This is a genomic window from Kribbella sp. NPDC023972, assembly GCF_040639075.1.
In the GTDB taxonomy this organism is placed as follows: domain Bacteria; phylum Actinomycetota; class Actinomycetes; order Propionibacteriales; family Kribbellaceae; genus Kribbella.
Genome location: NZ_JBEZZH010000011.1, coordinates 125,230 through 149,062 on the forward strand (window position 1 = coordinate 125,230; position 23,833 = coordinate 149,062).

General features: G+C 68.7%; 24 protein-coding genes and 1 tRNA gene. 11 read left to right on the plus strand and 14 right to left on the minus strand.

Annotated elements, in window-relative coordinates:
* Positions 1 to 11: 11 nt before the first annotated feature.
* Genes AB0F43_RS32740 through AB0F43_RS32750 form a run of 3 tightly spaced genes read right to left on the minus strand, consistent with a single transcriptional unit; the run spans position 12 to position 2,160 of the window.
* Positions 12 to 416 (minus strand): Rid family detoxifying hydrolase, encoded by a 405-nt coding sequence (locus AB0F43_RS32740; RefSeq protein WP_360485763.1) that lies wholly within the window; start codon positions 414 to 416, stop codon positions 12 to 14.
* Between the two features lie 14 nt (positions 417 to 430).
* On the minus strand, positions 431 to 1,165 hold the full coding sequence (locus tag AB0F43_RS32745; RefSeq protein ID WP_360485766.1) for an IclR family transcriptional regulator: 735 nt from the start codon (positions 1,163 to 1,165) through the stop codon (positions 431 to 433).
* Entirely contained in the window at positions 1,162 to 2,160 is a 999-nt protein-coding gene (locus AB0F43_RS32750) for a sugar kinase (RefSeq protein WP_360485769.1), read from the minus strand. Before AB0F43_RS32750 ends, AB0F43_RS32745 begins: the two co-directional genes overlap by 4 nt.
* A 117-nt stretch (positions 2,161 to 2,277) precedes the next feature.
* Here AB0F43_RS32750 and AB0F43_RS32755 point away from each other — a divergent pair, with 117 nt between their 5' ends.
* From AB0F43_RS32755 to AB0F43_RS32765, 3 genes are read left to right on the plus strand one after another with little or no spacing between them, the layout of a single operon-like run.
* Positions 2,278 to 3,582: an amino acid deaminase gene (locus tag AB0F43_RS32755; RefSeq protein WP_360485772.1), complete on the plus strand. Its 1,305-nt coding sequence runs from the start codon at positions 2,278 to 2,280 to the stop codon at positions 3,580 to 3,582.
* Between the two features lies 1 nt (position 3,583).
* Positions 3,584 to 5,170, plus strand: coding sequence for a D-aminoacylase (locus tag AB0F43_RS32760; RefSeq protein WP_360485775.1), 1,587 nt, complete (start codon positions 3,584 to 3,586; stop codon positions 5,168 to 5,170).
* Between the two features lie 11 nt (positions 5,171 to 5,181).
* Positions 5,182 to 5,811, plus strand: a complete 630-nt coding sequence (locus tag AB0F43_RS32765) for a bifunctional 4-hydroxy-2-oxoglutarate aldolase/2-dehydro-3-deoxy-phosphogluconate aldolase (RefSeq protein WP_360485778.1) — start codon at positions 5,182 to 5,184, stop codon at positions 5,809 to 5,811.
* Positions 5,812 to 5,822: 11 nt separating this feature from the next.
* Here AB0F43_RS32765 and AB0F43_RS32770 read toward each other — a convergent pair whose 3' ends face one another.
* On the minus strand, positions 5,823 to 6,938 hold the full coding sequence (locus AB0F43_RS32770) for a hypothetical protein (RefSeq protein WP_360485781.1): 1,116 nt from the start codon (positions 6,936 to 6,938) through the stop codon (positions 5,823 to 5,825).
* A 309-nt stretch (positions 6,939 to 7,247) separates the two neighbouring features.
* Between AB0F43_RS32770 and AB0F43_RS32775 the strand changes: the two genes are divergently transcribed.
* Both AB0F43_RS32775 and AB0F43_RS32780 read left to right on the plus strand, forming a co-directional pair.
* Entirely contained in the window at positions 7,248 to 8,291 is a 1,044-nt protein-coding gene (locus tag AB0F43_RS32775; protein ID WP_360485784.1) for an alpha-hydroxy acid oxidase, read from the plus strand.
* A 110-nt stretch (positions 8,292 to 8,401) separates the two neighbouring features.
* The gene (locus AB0F43_RS32780; protein WP_360485787.1) at positions 8,402 to 9,280 is read left to right on the plus strand and encodes a formyltransferase family protein; all 879 of its coding nucleotides are present in this window, start codon (positions 8,402 to 8,404) and stop codon (positions 9,278 to 9,280) included.
* 195 nt (positions 9,281 to 9,475) lie between these two features.
* Here AB0F43_RS32780 and rplA read toward each other — a convergent pair whose 3' ends face one another.
* From rplA to AB0F43_RS32805, 5 genes are all read right to left on the minus strand, one after another.
* Entirely contained in the window at positions 9,476 to 10,198 is a 723-nt protein-coding gene (rplA, locus tag AB0F43_RS32785; protein WP_360485790.1) for a 50S ribosomal protein L1, read from the minus strand.
* A 139-nt stretch (positions 10,199 to 10,337) separates the two neighbouring features.
* Positions 10,338 to 10,769 carry a 50S ribosomal protein L11 gene (rplK, locus tag AB0F43_RS32790; protein ID WP_355699415.1) on the minus strand — a complete coding sequence of 144 codons (432 nt, stop codon included), beginning with the start codon at positions 10,767 to 10,769 and terminating at the stop codon, positions 10,338 to 10,340.
* Positions 10,770 to 10,781: 12 nt separating this feature from the next.
* Positions 10,782 to 11,618: a transcription termination/antitermination protein NusG gene (gene nusG, locus AB0F43_RS32795; protein ID WP_360486065.1), complete on the minus strand. Its 837-nt coding sequence runs from the start codon at positions 11,616 to 11,618 to the stop codon at positions 10,782 to 10,784.
* A gap of 401 nt (positions 11,619 to 12,019) precedes the next feature.
* Complete coding sequence (gene secE, locus AB0F43_RS32800; protein ID WP_360485793.1) at positions 12,020 to 12,262, minus strand: preprotein translocase subunit SecE; 243 nt, start codon at positions 12,260 to 12,262, stop codon at positions 12,020 to 12,022.
* A 55-nt stretch (positions 12,263 to 12,317) separates the two neighbouring features.
* Positions 12,318 to 12,390, minus strand: a tRNA-Trp gene (locus tag AB0F43_RS32805).
* Between the two features lie 350 nt (positions 12,391 to 12,740).
* Between AB0F43_RS32805 and AB0F43_RS32810 the strand changes: the two genes are divergently transcribed.
* The 3 genes from AB0F43_RS32810 (at position 12,741) to AB0F43_RS32820 (ending at position 16,500) form a co-directional block, all read left to right on the plus strand.
* A complete protein-coding gene (locus AB0F43_RS32810; protein WP_360485797.1) occupies positions 12,741 to 13,934 on the plus strand; it encodes a pyridoxal phosphate-dependent aminotransferase in 1,194 nt (397 codons plus the stop codon).
* A 73-nt stretch (positions 13,935 to 14,007) separates the two neighbouring features.
* Positions 14,008 to 15,051, plus strand: coding sequence for an adenosine deaminase (locus tag AB0F43_RS32815; protein ID WP_360485800.1), 1,044 nt, complete (start codon positions 14,008 to 14,010; stop codon positions 15,049 to 15,051).
* A 78-nt stretch (positions 15,052 to 15,129) separates the two neighbouring features.
* Positions 15,130 to 16,500 (plus strand): TrpB-like pyridoxal phosphate-dependent enzyme, encoded by a 1,371-nt coding sequence (locus AB0F43_RS32820; RefSeq protein ID WP_360485803.1) that lies wholly within the window; start codon positions 15,130 to 15,132, stop codon positions 16,498 to 16,500.
* On the opposite strand, the gene AB0F43_RS32825 is transcribed toward AB0F43_RS32820, so the two are convergent.
* Entirely contained in the window at positions 16,493 to 17,008 is a 516-nt protein-coding gene (locus AB0F43_RS32825; protein WP_360485806.1) for a hypothetical protein, read from the minus strand. The genes AB0F43_RS32820 and AB0F43_RS32825 overlap by 8 nt on opposite strands.
* Positions 17,009 to 17,326: 318 nt before the next feature.
* On the opposite strand from AB0F43_RS32825, the gene AB0F43_RS32830 reads away from it, so the two are divergent.
* The 3 genes from AB0F43_RS32830 to AB0F43_RS32840 are packed head-to-tail and all read left to right on the plus strand — an operon-like array spanning position 17,327 to position 19,824.
* On the plus strand, positions 17,327 to 18,643 hold the full coding sequence (locus tag AB0F43_RS32830) for a hypothetical protein (protein WP_360485809.1): 1,317 nt from the start codon (positions 17,327 to 17,329) through the stop codon (positions 18,641 to 18,643).
* Between the two features lie 11 nt (positions 18,644 to 18,654).
* Positions 18,655 to 19,269 (plus strand): 2'-5' RNA ligase family protein, encoded by a 615-nt coding sequence (locus AB0F43_RS32835; protein WP_360485812.1) that lies wholly within the window; start codon positions 18,655 to 18,657, stop codon positions 19,267 to 19,269.
* A 21-nt stretch (positions 19,270 to 19,290) separates the two neighbouring features.
* Entirely contained in the window at positions 19,291 to 19,824 is a 534-nt protein-coding gene (locus AB0F43_RS32840) for a hypothetical protein (RefSeq protein WP_360485815.1), read from the plus strand.
* Between the two features lie 508 nt (positions 19,825 to 20,332).
* On the opposite strand, the gene AB0F43_RS32845 is transcribed toward AB0F43_RS32840, so the two are convergent.
* From AB0F43_RS32845 to AB0F43_RS32860, 4 genes are all read right to left on the minus strand, one after another.
* Positions 20,333 to 21,895 carry an alkaline phosphatase D family protein gene (locus AB0F43_RS32845; RefSeq protein ID WP_360485818.1) on the minus strand — a complete coding sequence of 521 codons (1,563 nt, stop codon included), beginning with the start codon at positions 21,893 to 21,895 and terminating at the stop codon, positions 20,333 to 20,335.
* Between the two features lie 86 nt (positions 21,896 to 21,981).
* Positions 21,982 to 23,007, minus strand: a complete 1,026-nt coding sequence (locus AB0F43_RS32850; RefSeq protein WP_360485821.1) for a UDP-N-acetylmuramate dehydrogenase — start codon at positions 23,005 to 23,007, stop codon at positions 21,982 to 21,984.
* A complete protein-coding gene (locus AB0F43_RS32855; protein WP_360485824.1) occupies positions 23,004 to 23,411 on the minus strand; it encodes a MaoC family dehydratase in 408 nt (135 codons plus the stop codon). Before AB0F43_RS32855 ends, AB0F43_RS32850 begins: the two co-directional genes overlap by 4 nt.
* Entirely contained in the window at positions 23,408 to 23,830 is a 423-nt protein-coding gene (locus AB0F43_RS32860) for a MaoC family dehydratase N-terminal domain-containing protein (RefSeq protein WP_360485827.1), read from the minus strand. The genes AB0F43_RS32855 and AB0F43_RS32860 overlap by 4 nt, the downstream gene beginning before the upstream one ends.
* Between the last annotated feature and the right edge of the window lie 3 nt (positions 23,831 to 23,833).

Consider the following 23,833-nt stretch of genomic DNA (forward strand, 5'->3'; position numbering starts at 1 on the left):
TGGCGACAGAGTCAGTCGAGGACGGCGAGGGCGTCTATCTCTACCAGCATGTCTTCACGGGGCAGGCCGATGAAGACGGTGGTGCGGGAGGGGAGGACGCCGCTGGGGGTGCGGGTGGAGAGGTACTCGGCGTAGGCCTCGTTCATGGCCGCGAAGTCGTCGCGGGTGGTGAGGTAGACGCGCATCATCACCACGTCGTCGAAGCTGCCGCCGCCGGCGGTCAGGATCGCCTCGACGTTCTGCAGGACCCGGGTGGTCTGGCCCTTCACGTCACCGACGCAGACGAACTCGCCGGTGGCCGGGTCGACGGAGCCCTGGCCGGACACCTGCAGGATGTTGCCCTTGCGGACGCCCTGCGAGTACACCGGCATCGGCGCGGGCGCGTCAGTGGTGGAGACAGCGGTCTTGTCGGACATCAGGGTCATACCTCTCAGTTGTAATCAGTACTGATCGCTCGAGTGGCGGCGAGCAGGTCCGGCAGGAGCTCGAGCACCTGCTCGTAGTTCAGCAGTACGTCGGGCACCGAGACGGACACGGCCCCGACGACCCGGCCGTCGTGATCGGTCACCGGTGCGCCGATGCAGTTGATGAAGGACTCGTGCTCGGCCCGGTCCTGCGCCCAGCCTTGAGTCCGTACGCCGTCCAGCTCGTCACGCAATACGTCGGGATCGGTGATCGTCTGCGGCGTGTACGCGTGGTAGTCGATCGACGCCAGCAACGCCTCCCGCTGTCGCTTCGGCTGAGCCGCCAGCAACACCTTTCCGACCGCGGTGCAGTGCAGAGCCGCCGGTACGCCGACCTGCGAGTACATCCGCACCGACCGCACACTGTCGAGCTTATCGACGTAGATGACCTCACCGTTCTCCCACGCAGCGAGGTGCACGGTCTGCCCTGTCTTCTGGTTCAGCTGCCGCAGGTGCGGTGCAGCAACCGCCCGTACGACGTGCTGCTCGCGAGCCGCATCCGCCAACGCGAACAGGCGCGACCCCAACCGGTAGCGATGCGACTCGTCACGTCGTACGAACCTGTCCGCTTCCATGGTCCGCAGCAGTCGCAGGACAGTGGTCTTGTGCACGCCGAGCTCCGTCGCAAGCTGATCCAGCGACCGCTCCCCCTCGCCCAGTCTGGCGAGGATCTGCAGCGCCCTGGCAAGGCTCTGACTCATGACAACTTCACACCCGCTGGACCGATCTGCGCGGCGGCCCATTCCTCATCAGAGCAGTTCAACAGGGTCTGACGGACGGCAACGTCCAGCGGAGCCGCGTGGTCCTCCGGCACAGCCAGCACCGCGGCCGCAGCCAGGTGCCCCAGCCGCAACCTCTGCTCCATCGGCAACCCCTGCAACGTCCCGGCAAGGAAACCGGCCGCGAAGGCGTCGCCGGCGCCTACCGGCTCGACCACCTCGACAGTGAGCGCAGGAACCTCAGTACAACGACCATCCGGCTCCAGCACGAGCGCCGTATGCGCGTCGTTCTTCATCACCAGCGTGGACCGCGGCCCGAGCAGCTTGCGCAGCTCAGTGGGGTCATTGGTGCCAGCAAAGACCTGAGCCTCGTCCGCACCGATCAGCACGACGTCTGCCGCCCGCAGCAACCGCCACAGCGGCTCGGGGTCCTTGCCGCGCCACAGCGCCGGACGCCAGTTGAGGTCCACACTGAGCTTGAAGCCGAAGCCCTCCCGCAGCGTCGCCAGCCGCTCCAGCATGTCCGCAGCGGTCTCCGAGATGGCCGCGGTGATACCTGTGGTGTGCACCAACTCAGCACCAGCCAGACGCTCGCGGACTGCGGGCCGATCCAGGAACGCCGGGTCCATGGCGGAGGCAGCCGAGCCGGAGCGGTAGTAGTGCATCCGTGACCGGCCATCCATGGAGTGCTTCACATACAGGCCCGTCGGCCGGTCCGGGTCCTCCTCCACACCCCCGATCTCAACCCCACGCTGTCGAAGGTCACGCAGTACGTGCCGGCCGAATCCGTCATCACCCAGCCGCGAGATCCAGCTCGTCACGACCCCCAGGGCAGCCAGCCCGCCGGCCACATTGCACTCGGCGCCGCCCACCGACCGCCGGAAAGTCTCCACATCCTCCAGGGGCCCACCAGTGTCCCCGGCGAACATGATCATCGCCTCACCGAGACACACTGCACGTGAGACGACATCCGCCATCGGCGCTCTCCCGGAATGCTTGTCTTTGACTGGAGTTCGGCGCGATGCTACAACCGAGAAGACAGAATGTGCAATCACCGTTGCGCATTCTGCAATCAGCGATCAGCAGAGGGACAGATGCCCGCTTCTTACGATGCCGCCGCCATCGCCGCTCTCGCGGACCGGGAGGTGAGCTGGCAGGACAAGGCACTGCCACCCGCGTTCTGGGGAAGGACCGTCGCCGAGGTGCTGGCGGACAAGCCCAGGCTGTCCCAGCTGCCCACTCCCCTGCTGACCCTGTCCGCGCCCGGCCTGCGGCACAACGTCGACACCCTGGCCCGCTGGTGCTCCAACCACGGTGTCGAGCTGGCACCGCACGGCAAGACGACGATGGCGCCCGCACTCTGGGCCATGCAGCTCGAGGCCGGCTCCTGGGCGATCACCCTCGCGAACGGCTTCCAGCTCGGCGTCGCCCGCGCGTACGGCGTGAGCCGGGTGCTGATCGCCAATGCGATCGTCTCCCCATTGCAACTGCGCTGGATCTCCGATGAGCTCGCGGCAGACCCGACGTTCGAGGTGCTGGTCTGGGCCGACTCGGTCCGGACGGTCCAGATCATGGAGGCGGCCCGGTCGGCGTACGTCGGACCGGCCGCGCGACCGCTCGACGTACTGGTGGAGGTCGGCGGGCTCGACGGCCGGACCGGCGCCCGGGACGCCGACACCGCAGTGGCAGTCGGCCAGGCCATCGCGGACGCGTCGACACTCCGGCTGGCCGGAGTCGCCGGGTACGAAGGCGCGATCGGCCACGGCGTCGACGAGGCCGACCTCGAGACCGTGCGGTCGTACCTGCGGGAGCTGGCCGGGATCCACACCCAGCTGAAGGGCTTGTACGACGCCGATGTCGTGCCGGTCGTGAGTGCCGGCGGCAGTCAGTACTTCGACGACGTCGCGCGGGTGCTGGCGCCACTCGGCGAGGACGGTGCACGGGTGGTCCTGCGGTCGGGCGCCTACATCACGCATGACGACGGCATGTATCGCCGGCTGTCCCCGCTCGGTGAGACGCCGCGGACCGACGGGGACCGACTGGTTTCCGCGATGCACGGCTGGGTCCGGATCACCTCACAACCCGAGCCGGGGCTGGCGATCTTCGATGCGGGCCGGCGCGACCTGCCGTTCGACCAGGATCTGCCCGAACCGCAGCTGATCCGGCCGCGCGCGGACGGTGAGCCGGTACTGAAGGCCGATGGGATGACCGTCACCAAGCTGAACGACCAGCACGGGTTCCTGCGCTTCGACGGCGACCCGGTCGTGATCGGCGACGAGCTCCGGGTCGGTCTGTCCCACCCGTGTACGGCGTTCGACAAGTGGGGACTGATCCCGGTCGTGGACGATCCGGACGCCGCCGACCCCGTCGTCGTCGACCTGATCAGAACGTTCTTCTGACATGCCCGAGTTGCTGATCAAGGGTGCCACCGTGCTGGACGGTTCCGGCGCGGCCGGCGTTCCGGCCGACGTGGCCGTCGACGGCGCCCGCATTGTGGCCATCGGCAACGATCTTCCGGCCGGCCGCCGGACGATCGACGCGGACGGGCTGGTGCTGTCTCCCGGCTTCATCGACATGCACGCGCACTCCGACCTGCAGATCCTGGCGAATCCGGACCACACGGCGAAGGTCAGCCAGGGCGTCACGCTGGAGGTGCTCGGCCAGGACGGCCTGTCGTTCGCGCCGATCGACGACCAGACCCGGGCCGTGCTCCGGCGCCAGATCGCCGGCTGGAACGGCGAGCCGGACGACTTCGACTTCGACTGGTCCACGGTAGGCGGGTACTTGGACCGGCTCGACCAGGGCATCGCGTGCAACGCGGCGTACCTGGTCCCGCAGGGCACGCTGCGGATGATGGTCGTCGGCACCGAGAACCGCCCGGCCACCCGGGCCGAGCTGGACGAGATGAAGCGACTGCTCGCCGACGGGCTCCGGCAGGGAGCGGTCGGCATGAGCAGCGGCCTCACCTACACCCCCGGCATGTTCGCGACCACCGGCGAACTGATCGAGCTGTGCACGGTCGTCGCCGAGTACGGCGGTTACTACAGCCCGCACCAACGCTCGTACGGCGAAGGCGCCTTGGACGCGTACGGCGAGATGATCGACATCGCCCGTCAGTCCGGCTGCGCCCTGCACCTCACCCACGCGGTGATGAACTTCGAGCCGAACCGCGGCCGCGGCGCCGAGCTGGTGGCGATGATCGACAAGGCCGACGCGAACGGTGTCGACGTCACCACCGACACCTACCCGTACTTGCCTGGGGCAACGACATTGGCGGCGATCCTGCCGAGCTGGACGGCCGAGGGCGGGCCGGACGCACAGCTGGCGCGACTCCATGATCCGGCGTCTCGCCGACGGATCGCCTACGAGATGGAGCAGCTCGGCTCGGACGGCTGCCACGGTTGCGTGACGGACTGGAACACCATCGAGATCGGCGGCGTGAAGAACCCGACGCTGAACGGCGTTGTGGGCAAGACGATCGCCGCGCTCGCCGCGTCGGCGGGCGAGGCACCGGCCGACGTGTTCTTCGACCTGCTGATCCGGGACAATCTGGCGACCTCGATCCTGCAGCACGTCGGCCACGAGGACAACGTCCAGACGATCATGCGGCACTCGAGTCACACCGGTGGCTCGGACGCGATCCTGGTCGGGGCGAAACCGCATCCCCGGTCGTGGGGTACGTTCCCGCGCTATCTCGGCCGATATGTGCGCGAGCTCGGGGTACTGGAACTTGCCGACTGCATCCATCACCTCACTGGCCGCCCGGCCCGGCGGCTGCGGCTGACGGATCGCGGGCTGATCCGGGAGGGGTACTACGCCGACCTCGTGCTGTTCGACCCGGCCACCGTCCGCGACACCGCGACCTTCGACAGCCCCCGGCAGCAGGCCGAAGGGATTCCGTACGTCGTCGTCAACGGCGTACCCGTGATCGACGAAGGCCATCGCACCGACGCACTCCCCGGCGGCGCTGTCCGTCGTACCGTCTAGAGAGGAAACTCATGCTGGATTTGCTGCGCGCCGACCGCGTCCTGACCGTCGTCCGGGCGCCGGAGATCGGTGATGCCCGCGACCTGTGCGCGGCGTTGGTTGCCGGCGGCATCCACGTCGTGGAGCTCACCTACACCACGCCCGACCTGCCCCGGCACCTCGAGCGCGCCGCCTCGACCGCTGGTGAGACCGGTGCTGTGGTCGGCGCCGGCACCGTGCAGACCGGCGCACAGGCGAAGCAGGCGATCGATGCCGGCGCGCAGTTCCTCGTCACGCCGGGCCAAGGTCCCGAGGCGGCCGCGATCGCCGAGGCCGCCCGGGCCGCTCAGGTCCCGGTCGTGCTCGGTGCGTTCACGCCCTCCGAAGTCATGACCGCCCTCGCCCTGGGCTCCGACGCGGTCAAGATCTTCCCGGCGCACCAGCTCGGGCCGAAGTACTTCAAGGACCTCAACGGCCCGTTCCCCGGCGTACCGCTGATCCCCTCCGGCGGCGTCAACGCCGGCAACGCCCGCGACTTCCTCGCTGCCGGCGCACTCGCTGTCAGCGCCGGCACCGATGTCGTCGCCCCGGCCGACGTGGCGGCCGGGAACTGGCAGGAGATCACCTCCAAGGCCGCCACCTTCTGCAAAGCCCTGCAATAGAGCCCTGCGTGCTATGGAGTCAGCTCTAGTACCGGCCCTTCGTGGAGCGCTCGGTAGACCTTGTCGCGCAGCGAGTTGGCCTCCGCATCCGTGAGAGTTCTGTCCACCGGCCTGAGTACCAGTCTGACCAGCGCGTTTCGCTGGTCCGGCTGGAGCTGGAGGCGATCGCGGGCCGACTGCGGCAGATCGTCGTACGACGTCTCGCTGACGACCTCAACGGACTCCGCGGCATCAGCGTCGGCACCGAGCGCATGGCGGACCCTGTCACCGAGCACCTCCGGCGAGAGGTCGGCAGACGCGTCGACGACGACAGAGAGGTCGCGGCGGACCGGTGGCATCGACGAGACCGGCTTGTACGGCGTCAGGTCGAGCATCTGGTCGGCGACCCGGGGATCCGTTGACCTGAGCAACCGGATGTCGCGGATGCCCTTGCGGAGCATCAGAAGCCGGTCCAAACCCGGCCCCATGGCCAGGCCGGTCCAGCTGTCGTCCAGTCCGGCTTTCCTGAGCACGTGAGGTGCAGCGACACCACACTCACCGATCTCGATCCACTGATCGTCCAGCAGTATGTCGATCTGACGGCCATGGATCGTGTACGGGTGCACCGCCGGCACTGTCCGGTACGTCTGGCCAGGCAGCACTGTCTCGACGAGTCGAGCGATCATGTCTTCCAGCTCGGGCTCTCCGAGGGTGACGTTCCGGCTGATCCGCCAGAGGTCCAGCTGATGCGGCGTACCGGTGTGCTGCCAGTCCACCGAGTCGCGGCGGTAGCAGATGCCGGCACAGATCATCAGTACGTCGGACGACGTCGAGCCGGCCAGTTCACGCAGTGCCGGTGGGATCATCGCGGACGTGTGGCTGCGCAGGACCTGGCCTTCTGATGCGTAGCGGGTGTAACGGGCCTCCCGGGTCACGGCGTCGGCGGCGTACCCGAGGTTGTCGTAGTTGTCGGCCAGGGTGACGACCGGGTGGTCGCGTCTGGTCCAGATCTCGGTGTACGGCCAGGCGTGGCTGAGCGCCGTACGGATGGAGTCGACGATCAGCTGGATGGCGTGAGGCCCCTGGGCCGGGTCGGTCAGGTCGCGCAGGTCCAGGGCAGCGTGCAGTTCTTCGGTGGAAATCGACATGGGAGTTCTCTCCAAGGTGACGGTCTCGACGGGGATCCACCCCGGTCGGCCGCGGTCACCTCAGGAGAGAGCGCAGCAACGGCTCACCCCGTCGGCACCGTCGTGCCGGCCGGGGCGCTGAAATCGCCGCCCGTACTGCGTCATGCCTCCACTGTACCGGGCAGGTCCGGCGCTGCCGACCGGAATTCTGCGTACCGGGCATGTCCGGCGCTGCTGACCGGAATTGTGCCTGCACTCGGTCGGCATTCTCCCGGCACTCTGCCGGAGTTTCGGGCCGAGAGCGCCGAAGCGGGTGCGACGATGGGGCGCATGCGATGGATCGACACCCTCGAAGCCGCGGCCGCGGAGAATCTGCCCGAAGCCGTGCACCGGTATTTCCGGCAGGGCTCGGCCGGGGGGATCAGTGTGAGCGAGGCCGTCGCGGCGTGGTCGGCGTACCGCTTCCGCCCTCGCGTGCTGAACGATGTGTCCACCGTGGAGATCGGGACGACAGCGCTCGGGACGCCGGTCGACGTACCGGTGCTGGTCGCGCCGTCGACCATGCATCGGATGGCGGATCCGGACGGCGAGGTCGCGATGGCGAAGGGCGTCGGCGCGGCGAACTCGATCATCGGGATCTCGAGCAACGCGGGCACGACGTTCGCCGACCTCGGGGCAACCGGTGTGCCGTGGTGGCTGCAGATCTACATCGTCCGGAATCGCCAGATCACCGAACGGATGCTGGACGCCGCGGTCGAGGGCGGCGCGCGAGCCGTCGTGCTGACCGTCGACACCCCGGTGGTCGGCCGCAAGGAGGACGTCGGTGAGACGGTGTGGGATCTCGTCCAGCCGGGCCACCTGCTGGCGAACCTGCCCAAAGGCGACTGGGCCGAGGCCGACTTGGCCAAGGCGGACGACCTGAATCCTGACGTGATCGGCTGGCTCGCCGAGCGCACCGGGCTGCCCGTGGTGGTGAAGGGCGTGCTGCGCGGGGACGACGCCAAACGCTGCGCGGACGCGGGCGCCGCCGGCGTGATCGTGTCGAACCACGGCGGTCGCCAGCTCGACGGATCCATCCCGACCGCGCAAGCTCTGCCAGAGGTCGCCGAGGTGCTCGCGGGCACCAGCACCGAGGTGTACGTCGACGGCGGCATCCGCCGCGGCGAACACATCCTGGCCGCCCTCGCCCTAGGCGCCCGAGCCGTCTTCATCGGCCGCCCCGCCCTCTGGGCCCTCACCGTCGCCGGCTCCTCCGGCGTAACCCGCCTCCTCACCGACCTAGCCACCGAACTGGACCACTGCCTCCGTCTAGCCGGCTACCGCCACCCCACCGCCCTCACCCCCGACCTCATCACCCGCCGCTTCGCGGACTGACCCTCCCCTTGCCGCGCTTCGCGCACTGACCTCGCCCCCTACCGCACTTCACTTACTGGCCTCTCCGTCTTGTCGGCCGAGGTGACCGGGGTGGCTCGTACGGTGTGGTGGTGGAGAGCTTGACGGAGGTACGAGCGGCGACGGCGCCACTGCGGATCGTCACGTTGAACGCGTTCCTGCCGGGATACCAACTGCTGCACGATTTCGCGGAGCGGAACGGGCACGAGATCGTGCTCGTCGTGACGCTGCCGCAGACCGACCGGTACGGCGATTCGGCTCCGCTCGCGATCGACCTCCCGGAGCGGAGCAACGTGCTGATCACCAGCAAACTGCGGACCGTCGCGGCTCCGGTGATCGAGGCATTGCGACCGGACGTGATCATCTCGGCCGCGTTCCCCCGGCTGATCCCGCCGGAAATCCTCGAGATCCCAAAGTACGGCGCGCTCAACTGCCACCCGTCGCCGCTGCCCGCCGGGCGCGGGCCGACGCCGCAACGGTTGATCTACGAGGGTGACGACCGGGTCGGCGCGACCGTGCACCGGACCGCCGCCGAGTTCGACACCGGCGCGATCCTGGCACAACGCATCGCACCCCTGCCGGACGACCTCAACGGCCCAGCCATCATGGCCACCTGGCGCACTCTCCTCACCGAATGCCTCGACGAAGCCGTCCCCCGCCTTGTCTCCGGCGACCCCGGCGACCCCCAAGACCCGGCCAAGGCATCCGAAGCCCCCTTCTTCACCGAGTCAGAACGCCTACTGGACCTCACCGAACCCTCAGCCGTCATCCGCCGCAAGGCAGCGGCCCTCAACGTCACGTCCCCCTCAGCCAAGCTCCACCTGAACGGCACCACCCACACCATCACGCGAACAGACCCCGCCCCAACCCGGTCACCCGCACCCCCAGGCACCATCCTCGAAACCCACCCCACCGGCTGGGCCGTCCAAACCGCCGACCACCCCCTCCATCTAACCCGCCAAACCCCCTGACCCCACCCAGCCGCTCCAACCAACCAGGCCTTCCTGAGCAGCCCTTCCCGAGCCGGCGTTTCAGGGGCAGACGTCCCGACCGGCCACCTGCCCCGCTCACCCAAGCACCGCCGTCGCCAAGGTGCTCCCAAGCCGAGGTGGAGATGCAGAAAGGCCCCGGTCGAGGACCGGGGCCTTTCTGGGGTGATCGCCTGGTCAGGCGTCAGCGTTGTCTTCGGTGAGGTTGCGGGTGAGGTTGGGGTCAACCTGGACACCCGGGCCCATCGTGGTCGAGAAGACCGCCTTCTTGATGTAGCGGCCCTTCGAGCTGGCCGGCTTGAGACGGAGGATCTCCTCCAGCGCGGCGCTGTAGTTCTCCACCAGCTGGGCCTCGTCGAAGGAGGCCTTGCCGATGATGAAGTGCAGGTTCGCGTGCCGGTCGACCCGGAACTCGATCTTGCCGCCCTTGATCTCGGTCACGGCCTTGGCCACGTCCGGGGTGACCGTACCCGTCTTCGGGTTCGGCATCAGACCACGCGGGCCGAGGACGCGGCCGAGGCGGCCGACCTTGCCCATCAGGTCGGGGGTGGCGACGACGGCGTCGAAGTCGAGCCAGCCGTCGGTCACCTTCTTGATCAGGTCGTCGTCGCCGACGAAGTCGGCGCCGGCGGCCTTGGCGGCCTCGGCCTTGTCACCGGTGGCGAAGACGAGGACCCGTGCCGTCTTGCCAGTACCGTGCGGAAGGTTGACGGTGCCGCGCACCATCTGGTCGGCCTTGCGGGGGTCGACCCCGAGGCGCATCGCGACGTCGACGGTGGAGTTGAACTTCTTGCTGCCGGCGGCCTCCTTGGCCAGCCGGATCGCCTCGAGCGGCGTGTACAGCTTGTCGAAGTCGATCTTCTCCGCGATCGTGCGGTAGGCCTTGCTGCGCTGTGCCATAACTGTTCCTCTCTGGGGTGTGGTCCACGGGCGGCGCTTCGCCCTGCCACAACTGCGTAGTTGTTGTCGGTACGGCGACCGATCGCTCAGCCGGCCGCGATCGTCGTACCGAGCTCTGTCCTGCCGGTCAGGGAAGGACTCAGCCGTCGACGGTGACGCCCATCGAGCGGGCGGTGCCCTCGATGATCTTCATCGCGGCGTCGATGTCGCGGGCGTTCAGGTCCGGCATCTTGGTGGTGGCGATCTCGCGGACCTGGTCCTTGGTGATCTTGCCGACCTTGTCCTTGTGCGGGACCGGCGAGCCCTTCTGCAGACCGGCGGCCTTCTTGATCATCTCCGGCGCCGGCGGCGTCTTGGTGACGAAGGTGAAGGAACGGTCTTCGTAGATGGTGATCTCGACCGGTACCACGTTGCCGCGCATGGACTCCGTCTGGGCGTTGTACGCCTTGCAGAACTCCATGATGTTGACGCCGTGCGGACCGAGCGCGGTACCGACCGGCGGGGCCGGCGTCGCGGCACCGGCCTGGAGCTGCACCTTGACCAGGGCAGCGATCTTCTTCTTGGGAGGCATTCTGTCGGGTCCTTAGACTTTCTGGATCTGGCTGAAGCTGAGTTCCACCGGGGTCTCCCGGCCGAAGATCTCGACCAGCGCCTTGATCCGCTGGGCGTCGGCGTTGATCTCCGTGATCGTGGCGTGCAGGGTCGCGAACGGCCCGTCGACCACCATGACCGAGTCGCCGACACCGAAGTCCGCGACCTCGACCTTCTTCTTGGCCGCGGTTTTGGTCGGTGCGGCGCCGGCTTCGGCAGCCGCCGCCTCGGCCGCCGCCACGACGGCCGGAGCGAGCATCTTCTCAACCTCTTCGAGGCTGAGCGGGACGGGCTTCTGGCTGTTCCCGACGAAGCCGGTCACCGACGGCGTGTGCCGCACGGTCGACCAGGACTCGTCGGTCAGGTCCATCCGGACCAGCACGTAGCCGGGGAGCACAGTGCGCTTCACCATCCGGCGCTGCCCGTTCTTGATCTCGGCGACCTCTTCGGTCGGCACGATGATCTCGAAGATGTAGTCCTCCATGTTCAGGGAGTTGATCCGGTTCTCCAGGTTGCCCTTGACCCGGTTCTCCATCCCCGAATACGTGTGGACGACGTACCAGTCGCCGATCTGCGAGCGGAGCCGGCTGCGCAGCTCCTCGAGCGGGTCGCCCGGCTCCTCGGGCTCGTCCTCGTCGGCCGTGGCCGCCGCGAACGCGTCCACATCGGCGTCGTCGTCAGCCGCCGTACCGGCGTCGTCGTCGGAGTCGGCAGAGGAGAACACCAGCTCGTCGACGGCCGGCTCCTCCCCGATGTCCTCGGACGCCGTCTCGGCGGTCTCGGCAGCCAGCTCGTCGGCGGCGTCCTCGACATCGGACGCGGTCACCACTTCGTCGGCCTCCGCGGCGTCGGCGGCGGCGACCACCACGACCGGCTCGTCGTCGGAGTCGTCGGCGTCCGCGGGGCCGTCCTCGGCCTCGTCGTCGGCGGAGTACTCCTCGGCTTCGTACTCGAGCTCGATGTCGTCATCCTCGTCGTCGTCCTCGTCGAGATCCGCGAACAGGTCCTCGTCGTCGTCGGAGTCGTCCAGGTCGAGATCGAGGTCCAGGTCGAGCTCGTCGTCGGAGTCAGCGGATACGTCGAACTCGTCCTCGTAGTCGAGGACCTCGTCGTCGCGCTCGGACACGTTGTACTCCGTCATCTCTGCATCGGTCTTGTCTGGTTCTCTGCTTCGGGTCGGGCCGCGGCCCGGGACCCCCGGCGAGCTGCGTTCGGTGGGCGGCTGCGAACTCAGCCGAAGATCTTGAACATCGCCCAGCCGAAGGCGAGGTCGAGGAGCGAGACGATCGCGATGACGAACACCACGAAGGTCAGGACGACCATGAAGTAGGTGGACAGCTGCTTGCGAGTCGGCCAGACGACCTTGCGGAGCTCGGCAACCACCTGGCGGTAGAAGCGCAGCAGGCGGTTGCCCGACTTGCTCTCCGCAGGCTTGCCGGCGCCGGAAGGTGCCGGGGTGCGCGTCTCCGTCACGACCTACCTCTTTCGCTAGCGGCGGCCTGACCGGCCCTGCGCCGGTCAGGATTTGCAGGGCACGAGGGACTTGAACCCCCAACCTTCGGTTTTGGAGACCGATGCTCTGCCAGTTGAGCTAGTGCCCTCTGCAATCCTCCGGACGCCGCGGGACCTGATCTCGGGCATGCCGATTCAGGGCCACCAACGCCCGGACTAGAAGAGTGTACGGGGTCGGAGCCACCTGGTCGAACTCAGCCCTCTTCCGGCTTCACCGACCTGGCCCGGCCCGTACGACCCATCCGGGCGCCGTACCGCGACCAGAACCATACAGCCTCCACCGGGTCCCAACGGACCAGACCCCCCGTGTGTTCCGATGCGGACCGCCAGGCCATCACAATCGACGCCCGCGGCCGGGCGCACGCCTGGGCCGAGCCGGATCGCGCGATTGTGATGGCCTGGCGGTCCGGCCCCTGCCGACCAGTGCCAGGATGGGCCCATGGGTTCCAGAGTTTCGGCGCGGATCGGCGCCATCAGCGAATCGGCGACGCTCGCGGTCGACAGCAAGGCGAAGGCGCTCAAGGCGGCTGGCCGGCCGGTGATCGGGTTCGGGGCCGGCGAGCCGGACTTCCCGACGCCGGACTACATCGTCGAGGCGGCGGTCGAGGCAGCGCGCGATCCGAAGAACCACCGCTACAGCCCGGCGGGCGGCCTGCCGGAGCTGAAGCAGGCCATCGTCGACAAGACCAAGCGCGACTCAGGGTACGAGATCGAGGCGGCCCAGGTGCTGGTCACCAACGGCGGCAAGCACGCGGTCTACAACACGTTCGCCACGCTGCTCGACCCGGGTGACGAGGTGCTGCTGCCGGCGCCGTACTGGACGACGTACCCGGAGGCGATCCAGCTGGCCGGCGGCGTACCGGTCGAGGTGCTCGCCGACGAGACCCAGAACTACCTGGTCACCGTCGAGCAGCTCGAGGCGGCCCGGACCGAGAAGACCAAGGCGCTGCTGTTCTGCTCCCCGTCGAACCCGACCGGCGCGGTCGACAGCCCGGAAGCGGTCGAGGCAATCGGCCGCTGGGCGCTCGAGCACGGCATCTGGGTGGTCACCGACGAGATCTACGAGCACCTGACGTACGGCGAGACGAAGTCGACGTCGATCCCGGTCGCCGTACCGGAGCTGGCCGACAGGACCGTCGTACTGAACGGTGTCGCCAAGACCTACGCGATGACCGGCTGGCGGGTCGGCTGGATGATCGCCCCGTTGGACGTGACCAAGGCCGCGACGAACCTGCAGTCGCACCAGACCTCGAATGTCTGCAACGTCGCGCAGCGGGCCGCGATCGCCGCGCTGACCGGCGACCTGAGCGCGGTCGACGAGATGAAGAAGGCGTTCGACCGTCGCCGGCAGACGATGGTGAAGCTGCTGAACGAGATCCCCGGCGTCGAGTGCCCCGAGCCGACCGGCGCGTTCTACGCCTACCCGTCGGTGAAGGGTGTGCTCGGGAAGGAGATCAACGGGCGGACGCCGAACTCGTCGGCGGAGCTGGCCGAGATCATCCTGGACGAGGCCGAGGTGGCCGTCGTACCCGGTGAGGCGTTCGGCGCGCCCGGGTACCTGCGGCTGTCGTACGCGCTCGGCGACGCGGACCTGGCCGAAGGCGTCGGGCGGATCGCGAAACTCCTCAGCTGAGGCAACGGGCCGTTCATCCACAGGGTGGACGGCCCGATTTCTGTCAGGCGCGGCGCGTCGGTAACCTTCTGTGATGACGCATCGGGATCTGCGGGTGCTGCCGAAGGCGCATCTGCATCTTCACTTCTCGGGCTCGATGCGGCACCTGACGCTGGTCGAGCTGGCGGACAAGCACGGCGTCCGGTTGCCCGACGCGCTGCGCACCGACTGGCCGCCGGACCTGTCCGCGGCCGACGAGCGCGGGTGGTTCCGGTTCCAGCGGCTCTACGACATCGCCCGCTCGGTGCTGCGCACGGAGGACGACGTACGGCGCCTGGTCCGGGAGGCGGCCGAGGACGACCGGGCCGACGGATCCCGCTGGCTGGAGATCCAGGTGGACCCGTCGGGGTACGCGAACCGGTTCCACGGCATCACCGAGTTCACCGACCTGGTGCTGGACGCTGCCCGGGACGCGGCGGCCTCGACCGGGATCGCGGTCCAGGTGGTCATCGCCGCGAATCGCACCCGCCATCCACTCGACGCCCGGACGCTGGCTCGGCTCGCTTCGCAGTACGTCGGACGCGGTGTGGTCGGGTTCGGCCTGTCGAACGACGAGCGCCGCGGTACGACGTCCGAGTTCGCGGCGGCCTTCCGGATCGCCCGCAACGCCGGACTGCTCGCTGCACCGCATGGTGGTGAGCTGTGCGGCCCCGCGACCGTCCGCACGTGCCTGGACGAGCTGGGAGCCGGCCGCATCGGTCATGGCGTGCGCTCTGTGGAGGATCCTGACCTCCTGAAGCGTCTGGTCGACGCACAGGTCGCTCTGGAGGTGTGCCCGGCCTCCAACGTCTCCCTCGGCGTCTACCACCGCGCCGAGGACGTGCCACTGCGGCAGCTGTACGAGTCCGGTGCCCGCATCGCCCTCGGCGCCGACGACCCCCTGTTGTTCGGCTCCCGCCTGGCCGAGCAGTACGAGACAGCGCGGTCGGTCCACGCCTTCACCGACGAGGAACTGGCCGACCTGGCCCGAGGCTCGATCCTGGCCTCGACCGCGCCGGCCGAGGTCCAGAAGGCTCTCCTGGCCGACATCGACGACTGGCTCGGTGTCAGTACGCCGGCCCCTGTCCCGGCGTACTAGCGAGATTGCCGGAAGAGTGCCGGCTCGGTTCCTAGCCAGGTCATTGTCGGGGGCTTGGCCGAGGATTACGTTGCGTACATGAGCCCGACGAAGATCCTGTTGCCTGAGGATGAGCTGCCGACGCGGTGGTACAACGTGCTGCACGATCTGCCGACGCCACCACCACCGGTGCTGCACCCGGGGACGGGGCAGCCGGTGGGGCCTGACGACCTGGCACCGCTGTTCCCGATGGACCTGATCCTGCAGGAGGTGTCGCAGGAGCAGTACGTCGACATCCCCGGCGAGGTGCTCGACGTCTACAAGCTCTGGCGGCCCAGCCCGCTCTACCGGGCCTACCGGCTGGAGAAGGCGCTCGACACTCCCGCACGGATCTATTACAAGTACGAGGGCGTCTCCCCGGCTGGGTCGCACAAGCCGAACACCGCGGTGCCACAGGCCTACTACAACGCCAAGTCCGGTGTCCGGAAGCTCACCACCGAGACCGGTGCGGGCCAGTGGGGGACGGCGCTCGCCTTTGCCTGCGCGCAGTTCGGGCTGGAGTGCGAGGTCTGGCAGGTGCGGGCGTCGTACGACCAGAAGCCGTACCGCCGGACGATGATGGAGGTCTTCGGCGCGACCGTTCACCCGAGCCCGTCGGAGCTGACCGAGGCGGGGCGGAAGATCCTGGCCGAGGATCCGTCGTCGACCGGTTCACTCGGTATCGCGATCAGCGAGGCGGTCGAGGCCGCCGTCCGGGATCCCGAGGTGCACTACGCCCTCGGCTCGGTGCTCAACCACGTGCTGATGCACCAGACGATCATCGGCGAGGAGGCGTTGATCCAGCTCGCCATGGTCGGTGAGACGCCGGACCTGCTGGTCGGCTGCACCGGCGGCGGGTCGAACTTCGGCGGTCTCGCGTTCCCGTTCCTGCGGGAGAAGTGGGCCGGCCGGATGGCGCCGGTCGTCCGCGCCGTCGAGCCGGCCGCCTGCCCGTCCCTGACGCAGGGGACGTACGCGTACGACTTCGGCGACACGATCGGGATGACGCCGCTGATGAAGATGCACACCCTCGGCCACGACTTCGTCCCCGATCCGATCCACGCCGGTGGGCTGCGGTACCACGGGATGAGCCCGCTGATCAGCCACCTCTACGAGACCGGAGAGATCGAGGCGGTCGCCAAACCGCAGTCGGAATGCTTCGCCGCCGGTCTCCAGTTCGCCCGCACCGAAGGCATCGTGCCGGCGCCCGAGCCCACGCACGCCCTGGCCGCCGCGATCGAGGAAGCCCAACGCTGCAAGGAATCCGGCGAGGAGAAGGTCATCCTCACCGCCCTCTGCGGCCACGGCCACCTGGACCTTGCCGCGTACGACGCCTACCTCACCGGGACCATGACCGACCGCTCCTGGGACGACGCCGACATCCAAGCCGCCGTCTCACAAGCCCTGACCCGATTGCCCGTGCTCAGCTAGCGCCCCCACGCCTCCACCAGGGCTTGGGCCGCTTGGCGACCGCTGCCAACCAGTCCGCCGGGATGGCCCAACCCCTGGCCTCCAACGCCTCGAAGTACTGCGCCTTGAGACTGTCCGGCAACCAGTACGACGCACTGCTTTGGTCAGCCACCTCGAAGTACGTCGTGCGATGCCCAACACTCCACACCGTCGCCAGATTGGAGCAGTACGCCAGGCGCACGTAGTCCCACCGTGCCTGCTCGTCTGACAGGTCGTACGCCCGCTCGGTGACCTGCAACAGCCGCCGTTTCGGCCGGGGCTCCTGCTCGATGCCTTCGATCAGTCCCTGCACCAGCGCCCGGTCCTCGGTCAGCTCATCCGGTAGCCGCATCCCCACCGGGTCCAGCACCGCCGCGCCCACTCGAGGCTCCGCAACCTCCAGAAACACCTCCAGCAGAGCCAGCCCCTCCTCGGCCCGCGTGAACCGCGAGAGCTCCGCATGCAACGTCGTCACTGCTTCGTCGGCCACCCGCCCCAGCCTAGGACGAGGTCTGGGACTCGACGGCCCGGGCATTGGCCGGGCCGCATTGGACCACGGTTGTCCCGATCTGCCCCGATCTGCCCCGATCTGCCCCGGGATGCCCCGCCTGCTCACGCTCAGCTAACCCGCCCGCGGCGGCGATCTGCCCGAGGCGGCGGTCACCACGGGCCGGTCGGGGGCCGGAAACCCCTTTTGCAGTGAGGATTCCGGGGCATCCTGGGGCATTCCGGGGCAGCTGGGGGCAGATCGTCCACAGACCCCGTTTTCGTGGTCGCGGACGGTGTTCGGGCACCTACACTTACCGCCATGCCAGAGCCCAACGAACTGCTGCGAGCCGCCCGGGAGCGGACGCCCTCGCGGCGCGCGCCCGGTGAGCAGATGTCCCGGGCCGAGCTCGCGGAGGCGGTCTGCAGCTGGCTGTGGGAGACCACCGAGACGAAGTACGAACTCGACGGGCACTACATCGCCAAGCTCGAACGCGGCGCGGTCCGCTGGCCGGGAGCGGCGTACCGCTCGGGGCTGCGGTATGTGCTGAACGTCGCCGACGACAGCGAGCTCGGGTTCGTGCCACCGGGCGGTCCCGGCGGCGGCGACCCCGAGCCCGGCACGAGTTCGATGCTCGGCCAGGAGGACGACCTGGTGCAGGCCGGCGACGAGTCGGTCGCGCTGCTCGCCCTCGCCGAGGAGTCGAATGTCGGCGACCTGACCGTCGAACAACTGCACGCGGACATCCTGCGGATCACGCAGAACTACCTCCGCACGCCGACCAAGGCGCTGTTCGTCCGCAGCCGCGCCGTCCGGGACCGCGCCTTCCGCCTGCTCTCCGGACGCCAGCCGCCGAACCAGACCCGCGACCTGTACGCGACGGCCGGCTGGGCGCTGGCCCTGCTCGGCTGGATGGCGGTGGACCTCGGCCGTCCGGACGTCGCCGAGAGCCATACCCGGACGGCCTGGGCCTGCGCCGAGGCCGCCGATCTCGACGACCTCCGCGCCTGGGTCCGCGCCACCCAGCACACGGCCGCGTTCTGGCAGGACGACTTCGCCCGGGCCGCGTCGTACGCGCAGGACGGGCTGCAGTTCGCCCGCGGCAGCTCGACACTGTTCCTCGCGAGTGCGTCGGCCGTCGACCTGGCCCGGTCCGGGCATCATGCCGAGGCCCGCGAAGCCCTCGCGATAGCGAAGCGCACCACGGTCCGCACCGACGTGCCGGAGCTCGGCGGCCCGTTCCTGTGTACGCCGGAACGCGCCGAGGGCATCTGGTCCGACGCGCACCTGGCGCTCGGCGAAGCGGCCGAGACGCTGAAACATGCCGACCTCGGCGTCGCGCTGTTCGAGGCGGCGCCGCACGCGCTTCGCAACTTCGGCTCCGAGCGCATGGTCCGGCTGCAACTGGCCAAGGCCCATCTGCAGCTCGGTGAGCTGGACGGCGCGACCGAAGCGGTCTCGGCGGTCCTCAGCACACCGGTCGAGTACCGCGTCCGTCCGCTGATCCACCGTATCGGCGAGGTCGCCGCCCTGACCCGGCTCAGCCGGCACGCGACCGATCCGAAGGCCCTCGCGTTGCACGACTCGATCCGCGTCTTCATCCGTCACCCGGCCAGCCGGGCGACGCCCAGTAAGTAGGAGGAGCACCGATGTTCGACCAGGTCCGGGATCATTGGGCCTCGCGGCCGGCCTGGCGTGACGGCCGTTCGTTCTACAGCTGGGGCGTCACCTTCACCAATCGACCAGAGATCGCCGCGCTCCATGCGTCGTACGCCGATCTGCTCAACGACGTGCACGGCTTCACGCCCGTACCAGTCGAGTGGCTCCATCTCACCCTGCAGGGCGTCGGCTTCACCGACCGCGTACCCATTGCGGACCTGGCCGACATCGTCGAGGCCACCCGACGCCGCATTACCACGGTCGAGTCCTTCCCGGTCACCGTCGGCCCCGCGGTCCTCGACCCCGAGACCTTCCAGCTCCCAGTCCGCCCGATCGAATCCTTCCAGCACCTCCGCGACCTCACCCGCGCCGCCATCACCGACGTCTGGGGCGACGACGCCGTACCCGAGCTGCCCGAGCTCAACCCCCACATCGCCCTCGCCTACTGCAACCACAACGCCCCCGCCGCCCCACTCACCACCCGCCTCCTAGCCCACGAACCCCACTCCACAGCCCTCTCCATCACCACCCTCAACCTCATCTCCCTCACCCGAACCCACCACCTCTACCACTGGACACCCACCCTCGACCTGCCCCTCCCCTGAGCGCTGGCCGATCACCTCGCAATGCCGCCCCGCCCTGGCCTCCGCCTCCCCACCTTCGTCGACGAGAACAAGGCCCGCGGCCTGCTGATGGCCGCAGCAACATGCCCCGCCGCTTCCGTGATGACCAACCGGAAAGCACTCACGAGTATGCTGCTCGCCGGCCAGCGCAGAATCCACTTCCAGAAGGAATCTCCTGCCCGTCAGCGCAAAAGCCTCGCCGCAATCAGTGAGCTCGACTTCGAGGTGAAGATGTACGCCGCGCTCCGCGCCGACGTGGAGAGCAGACATCGCTGCCTGTCCGCGATCGTCCAGGACGCCGCACCAGCGACCGAGCGACTGGTGGTGGAACGTGACGAGTCGACACTCGACTTCGACCGCCAGGTCCTCTACCGCGCGGTCCGCAGCTACGGCTGCGTCGACAGCCTGCAGTACGAGCTGCTCGCGCCGCACCTGGATGCACTGTTGTGGGTGCCGGACGCCGTTGTCTGGGCGTGGGCCAAGGGTGGCGAGTGGCGTGAGCAGGTGCGGGAGTACTGCGAGATCCAGGTGGTCTGAACGCGCAGAACCCGGCTCACCAACCGTCCGGATGGCTGCCGGGTTCACTTCCCACAAGCTATTGCTCTGGGCATCAACAACTATACCCACCCACCAGCGCGCCTGCTACTGGCCCTGTGGGGGTTGTTCTGGGTGCAGCTTCTCCTCACCCGGCCACCCAGTGGACGGGGACTCCGTCGACGTCGGTCACCTGAGCGCATCAGCAGCCATCCGCCACCCTCCCCAGATGTCCGGCGGATGACGACACCTCGGCCGGACATCTGGGAACTGCTGTGCACCAAGTTGCAGTCAGGCGTCGTACGCCCGGAGGGAGACGACGCAAGAGTGGATCTTGCCTAGGCGGTGTCTGACGGTTCAGCGCCGTAGCGAGCAGGTGCTCGGTGCGGTAGCTCGGCGTGCTGGAGCGAAGGTCTCGATGTGGTTCCATCGTGGCCTTTGCTCCAGTGCGGCGAGATGCCGTGCCGAGTGCCGCGCAGTAGGCGGGGGAACCGTCAGACACCGCCTAGGTTCAGGAGACGTCGGCGATTCCCGGTCGGCCCGCCTCGACGGTGACGCCGGCCCGGGTGATCACCGGGCCGCCGGGCACGGTCACCTCCGGTACGACGCGGTAGTCGGTGCGCCATCCGGTCCGCGTCACCACGCAGCGCTGGTAGCCGCGCTGGCTGTTGTGGAAGCGCATGTGTGGGTTCTCCGCGAGCCAGGTGACGCCCAGGCTGTCCATGTCGACCCCGTTGCCGCCCGAGCTGATCGACGTACCGAGGAACTCCGTGCCGACGGTCCACGAGGCGGGGTCGGAGAAGTTCAGCTTGAGGTCGGCGGCCACGCTGCGGTGCGCGTCGCCGGTGATCATCACGAAGTTGTCGACCCCGCGCTGGACCACCCCGTCGAACAGTCGCTGCCGGGCGGCGGCGTACCCGTCCCAGGGGTCCATCCCGTAGCGCTCCGACGGGCCGGCGTCGTGGTCGGCCTCGAACGCGAAGACCTGGTTGCCGAGCACGTTCCAGCGGGCGGAGGAACGACCCAGCCCGTCGAGCAACCACTTCTCCTGCTGGGCGCCGAGCATCGTCCGGGCCGGGTCCCAACGGCCCTCGCAGTCCTGGGCGCACTGCTCCAGCTGGTCCGAGCGGAACCTGCGGGTGTCGAGCACGTTCAGCTGGAGCAGATTGCCGAAGGTCAGCCGCCGGTACACCTGCATCTCGGGTCCGCGCGGCATCGACGTACGGCGCAGTGGCAGGTTCTCGTAGTACGCCTGGTACGCCGCCGCCCGGCGCTGACGGAACACGGCCGGGTCCTGATCCGGTTCGTTGTCGAGCTGGGAGATGTCGCCGGCCCAGTTGTTCTCGACGTCGTGGTCGTCGGGCGCGACCACCCACGGCGCCGAGGCGTGCGCGGCCCGCAGGTCGGGGTCGGACTTGTACTGCCCGTACCGGACCCGGTAGTCGGCCAGGCTGAACACCTCGGCGGCCGGGATGTGCCCTCGGCCGATGGTGCCCTGGCCGCCGCCTTCGTAGATGTAGTCGCCGAGGTGAACGACGAGATCCAGGTCTTCGTCAGCCATGTGCCGGTACGCCGTGAAGTAGCCCTCGTGGAAGGCCTGGCAGCTGGCAAACGCGAACGTCAGCTCGTTGAGCCGGCTGTAGAACGCCGGGGCGGTGCGGGTCCGGCCGACCGGGCTGACCTGGTCGCCGACGATGAACCGGTACCAATACTCGCGGTCGGGCCGCAGCCCGTGCACCTCGGCGTGAACCGAGTGGCCCCAGTCCCGCACCGCGTGCTCCATCCCACGACGGACTACGCGGCGGAAAGGGGGATCCTCGGCAACCTCCCACTTCACCTGGAACCGCTTGTCGGGCATACCGCCGTACCCGTCCGGTGCCGTTGGCTCCGGTGCCAGCCGGGTCCACAGCACGACGCCGTCCGGCTGCGGATCACCGGAGGCGACCCCCAGCGTGAACAGGTCACCGAGCCGGGAGGTCGCCTTCGCCTCCGGAACGAGGGCGGTGGCAACGGCAGCAGCGCCGGCCAGGGTCAGAAAATGTCGACGGCCAAGATGGGCGGGCAACTCTCGCATGAATCCTCCAGCGACGGGTCGGAAGCCGTAAGTCATTCACAGCTACCGGACCTCGAGCCGAAGAGCAAGAGAACAGCAGGTTGCGGTCAGAGCGTGCAGTTCACCAGGACGGGTTCGTTGACCAGGGTGATGCCGAAGGCCTGCTGGACCTGGGCGCGGATGTGAGCGGCCAGGGCGAGGATCTCCTTGGCCGTGGCGCTGCCGCGGTTGGTGATCGCCAGCGTGTGCTTGGTCGACACCGACGCGGCCCCGATCGCGAAGCCCTTCGGGATGCCGGCGTGCTCGATCAGCCAGGCGGCGCTGGTCTTCACCCGGCCGTCCGGTTGCGGCCATTGCGGCGCCCCGGCCGGTACGTCGGCGGCCGCGTCGAGGATCGGGTTGGTGAAGAACGATCCGGCGCTCCACGTGTCGTGGTCGGCCTGGTCCAGCACCATGCCCTTGCCCCGGCGCAGGCTCAGCACGGCCTCGCGTACGTCGGTCATCGGCGCGCGCGAGCCTGGATCGACCCCGAGTACCCGCGCCAGTTCGGCGTACCCGACCGGTGCGGACAGGTCGCCGAGCTTCAACTGGAACGCCACCTCGAGGACGACGTACCGCGAAGGGTCGGCCTTGAAGCGCGAGTTCCGGTAGCTGAAGCCACAGTCGGCGGCGAAGATCGTCCGGACCTTGTCGTCGACGCGATCCCAGACCCGCACCGACGCGATCGTCTCGGCCACCTCGTGACCGTAGGCGCCGACGTTCTGCACCGGGGTCGATCCGGTCAGCCCGGGGATACCGGACATCGACTCCAGGCCGCTCCACTCCTCGGCGATCGCGCGCTGGACCACCGCATCCCAGTCCTCGCCGGCCTGGATGTGGACCATCGCGCCGGAGCACATGTCCGCGTCGACCCGGATCCCGCGGGTGGCGATCCTGATCACGGTGCCGCGGAACCCGTCGTCGCCGATCACCACGTTGCTGCCGCCGGACAGCAGCAGGACCGGCTCCCCAGCGGCGTCGGCGTCGCGGACCGCGGTGACCAGGTCGTCCTCGGTGGTGACCTCGATCAGCTTGTCGGCCAGCCCTCCGATCCGCAGGGTGGTGAAGTCGGCAAGACGTACGTGGGTCTTCACTGGACGCGCACTACCGCCCTGGCCCGGCCGAGCACCTTCTCCTCACCGGCGATCGCGGTGATGTCGACCTCGGCCAGGCCGTCCGAGACCTTGTCGACCTTGGCCGAGAAGGTCACGCTCGTGCCCTTGTCGTCATCCGGTACGACGACCGGCTTGGTGAACCGTACGCCGTACTCGACCAGATCAGCCGGGTCGTCCAGCCAGTCGGTGACGACGCGGGCCGCGGAGGCCATCGTGAGCATGCCGTGCGCGATCACTCCGGGCAGGCCGAGCGCGGCCGCCATCCGGTCGCTCCAGTGGATCGGGTTGAAGTCCCCGCTGGCACCGGCGTACCGGACCAGATCCTCACGCCGGAAGGTGACGGTGAGCGGCGGCAGCTCGGTGCCTACCTCGGCCGTCTTCATGCGTTCGCCCGGTTGTGCGAGATCGTGGAGGTCGAGGTGGCGATCGGCTCGCCGTCGACGGTGCTCAGGGCGGTCTCGTACATGATCACCTCGACGTCACCGGCCTTGCGGACGGTGGTGATGGTCGCGGTCGCGGCGATGTCGTCGCCGGCCTTGATCGGGCGGGTGTAGGTGAACTTCTGCGCGCCGTGCACGATCCGGTCCAGCCGCAGGCCGAGCTCCTCGTCACTCAGCAACTGCTCCAGGGCCCGGCTGCCGAGCATGAAGGCGAAGGTGGGCGGTGCGATCGCGTCAGCCCCCCGGTACGCCGGATTCGGGTCGCCGATAGCGTCGGCGAACTCGCGAATCTTCTCCCGGCCGACCTGGTAGGACTCGGCGGCCGTGTAACTCCGGCCGACCATCGTGGCGTCGATCGTCATGTC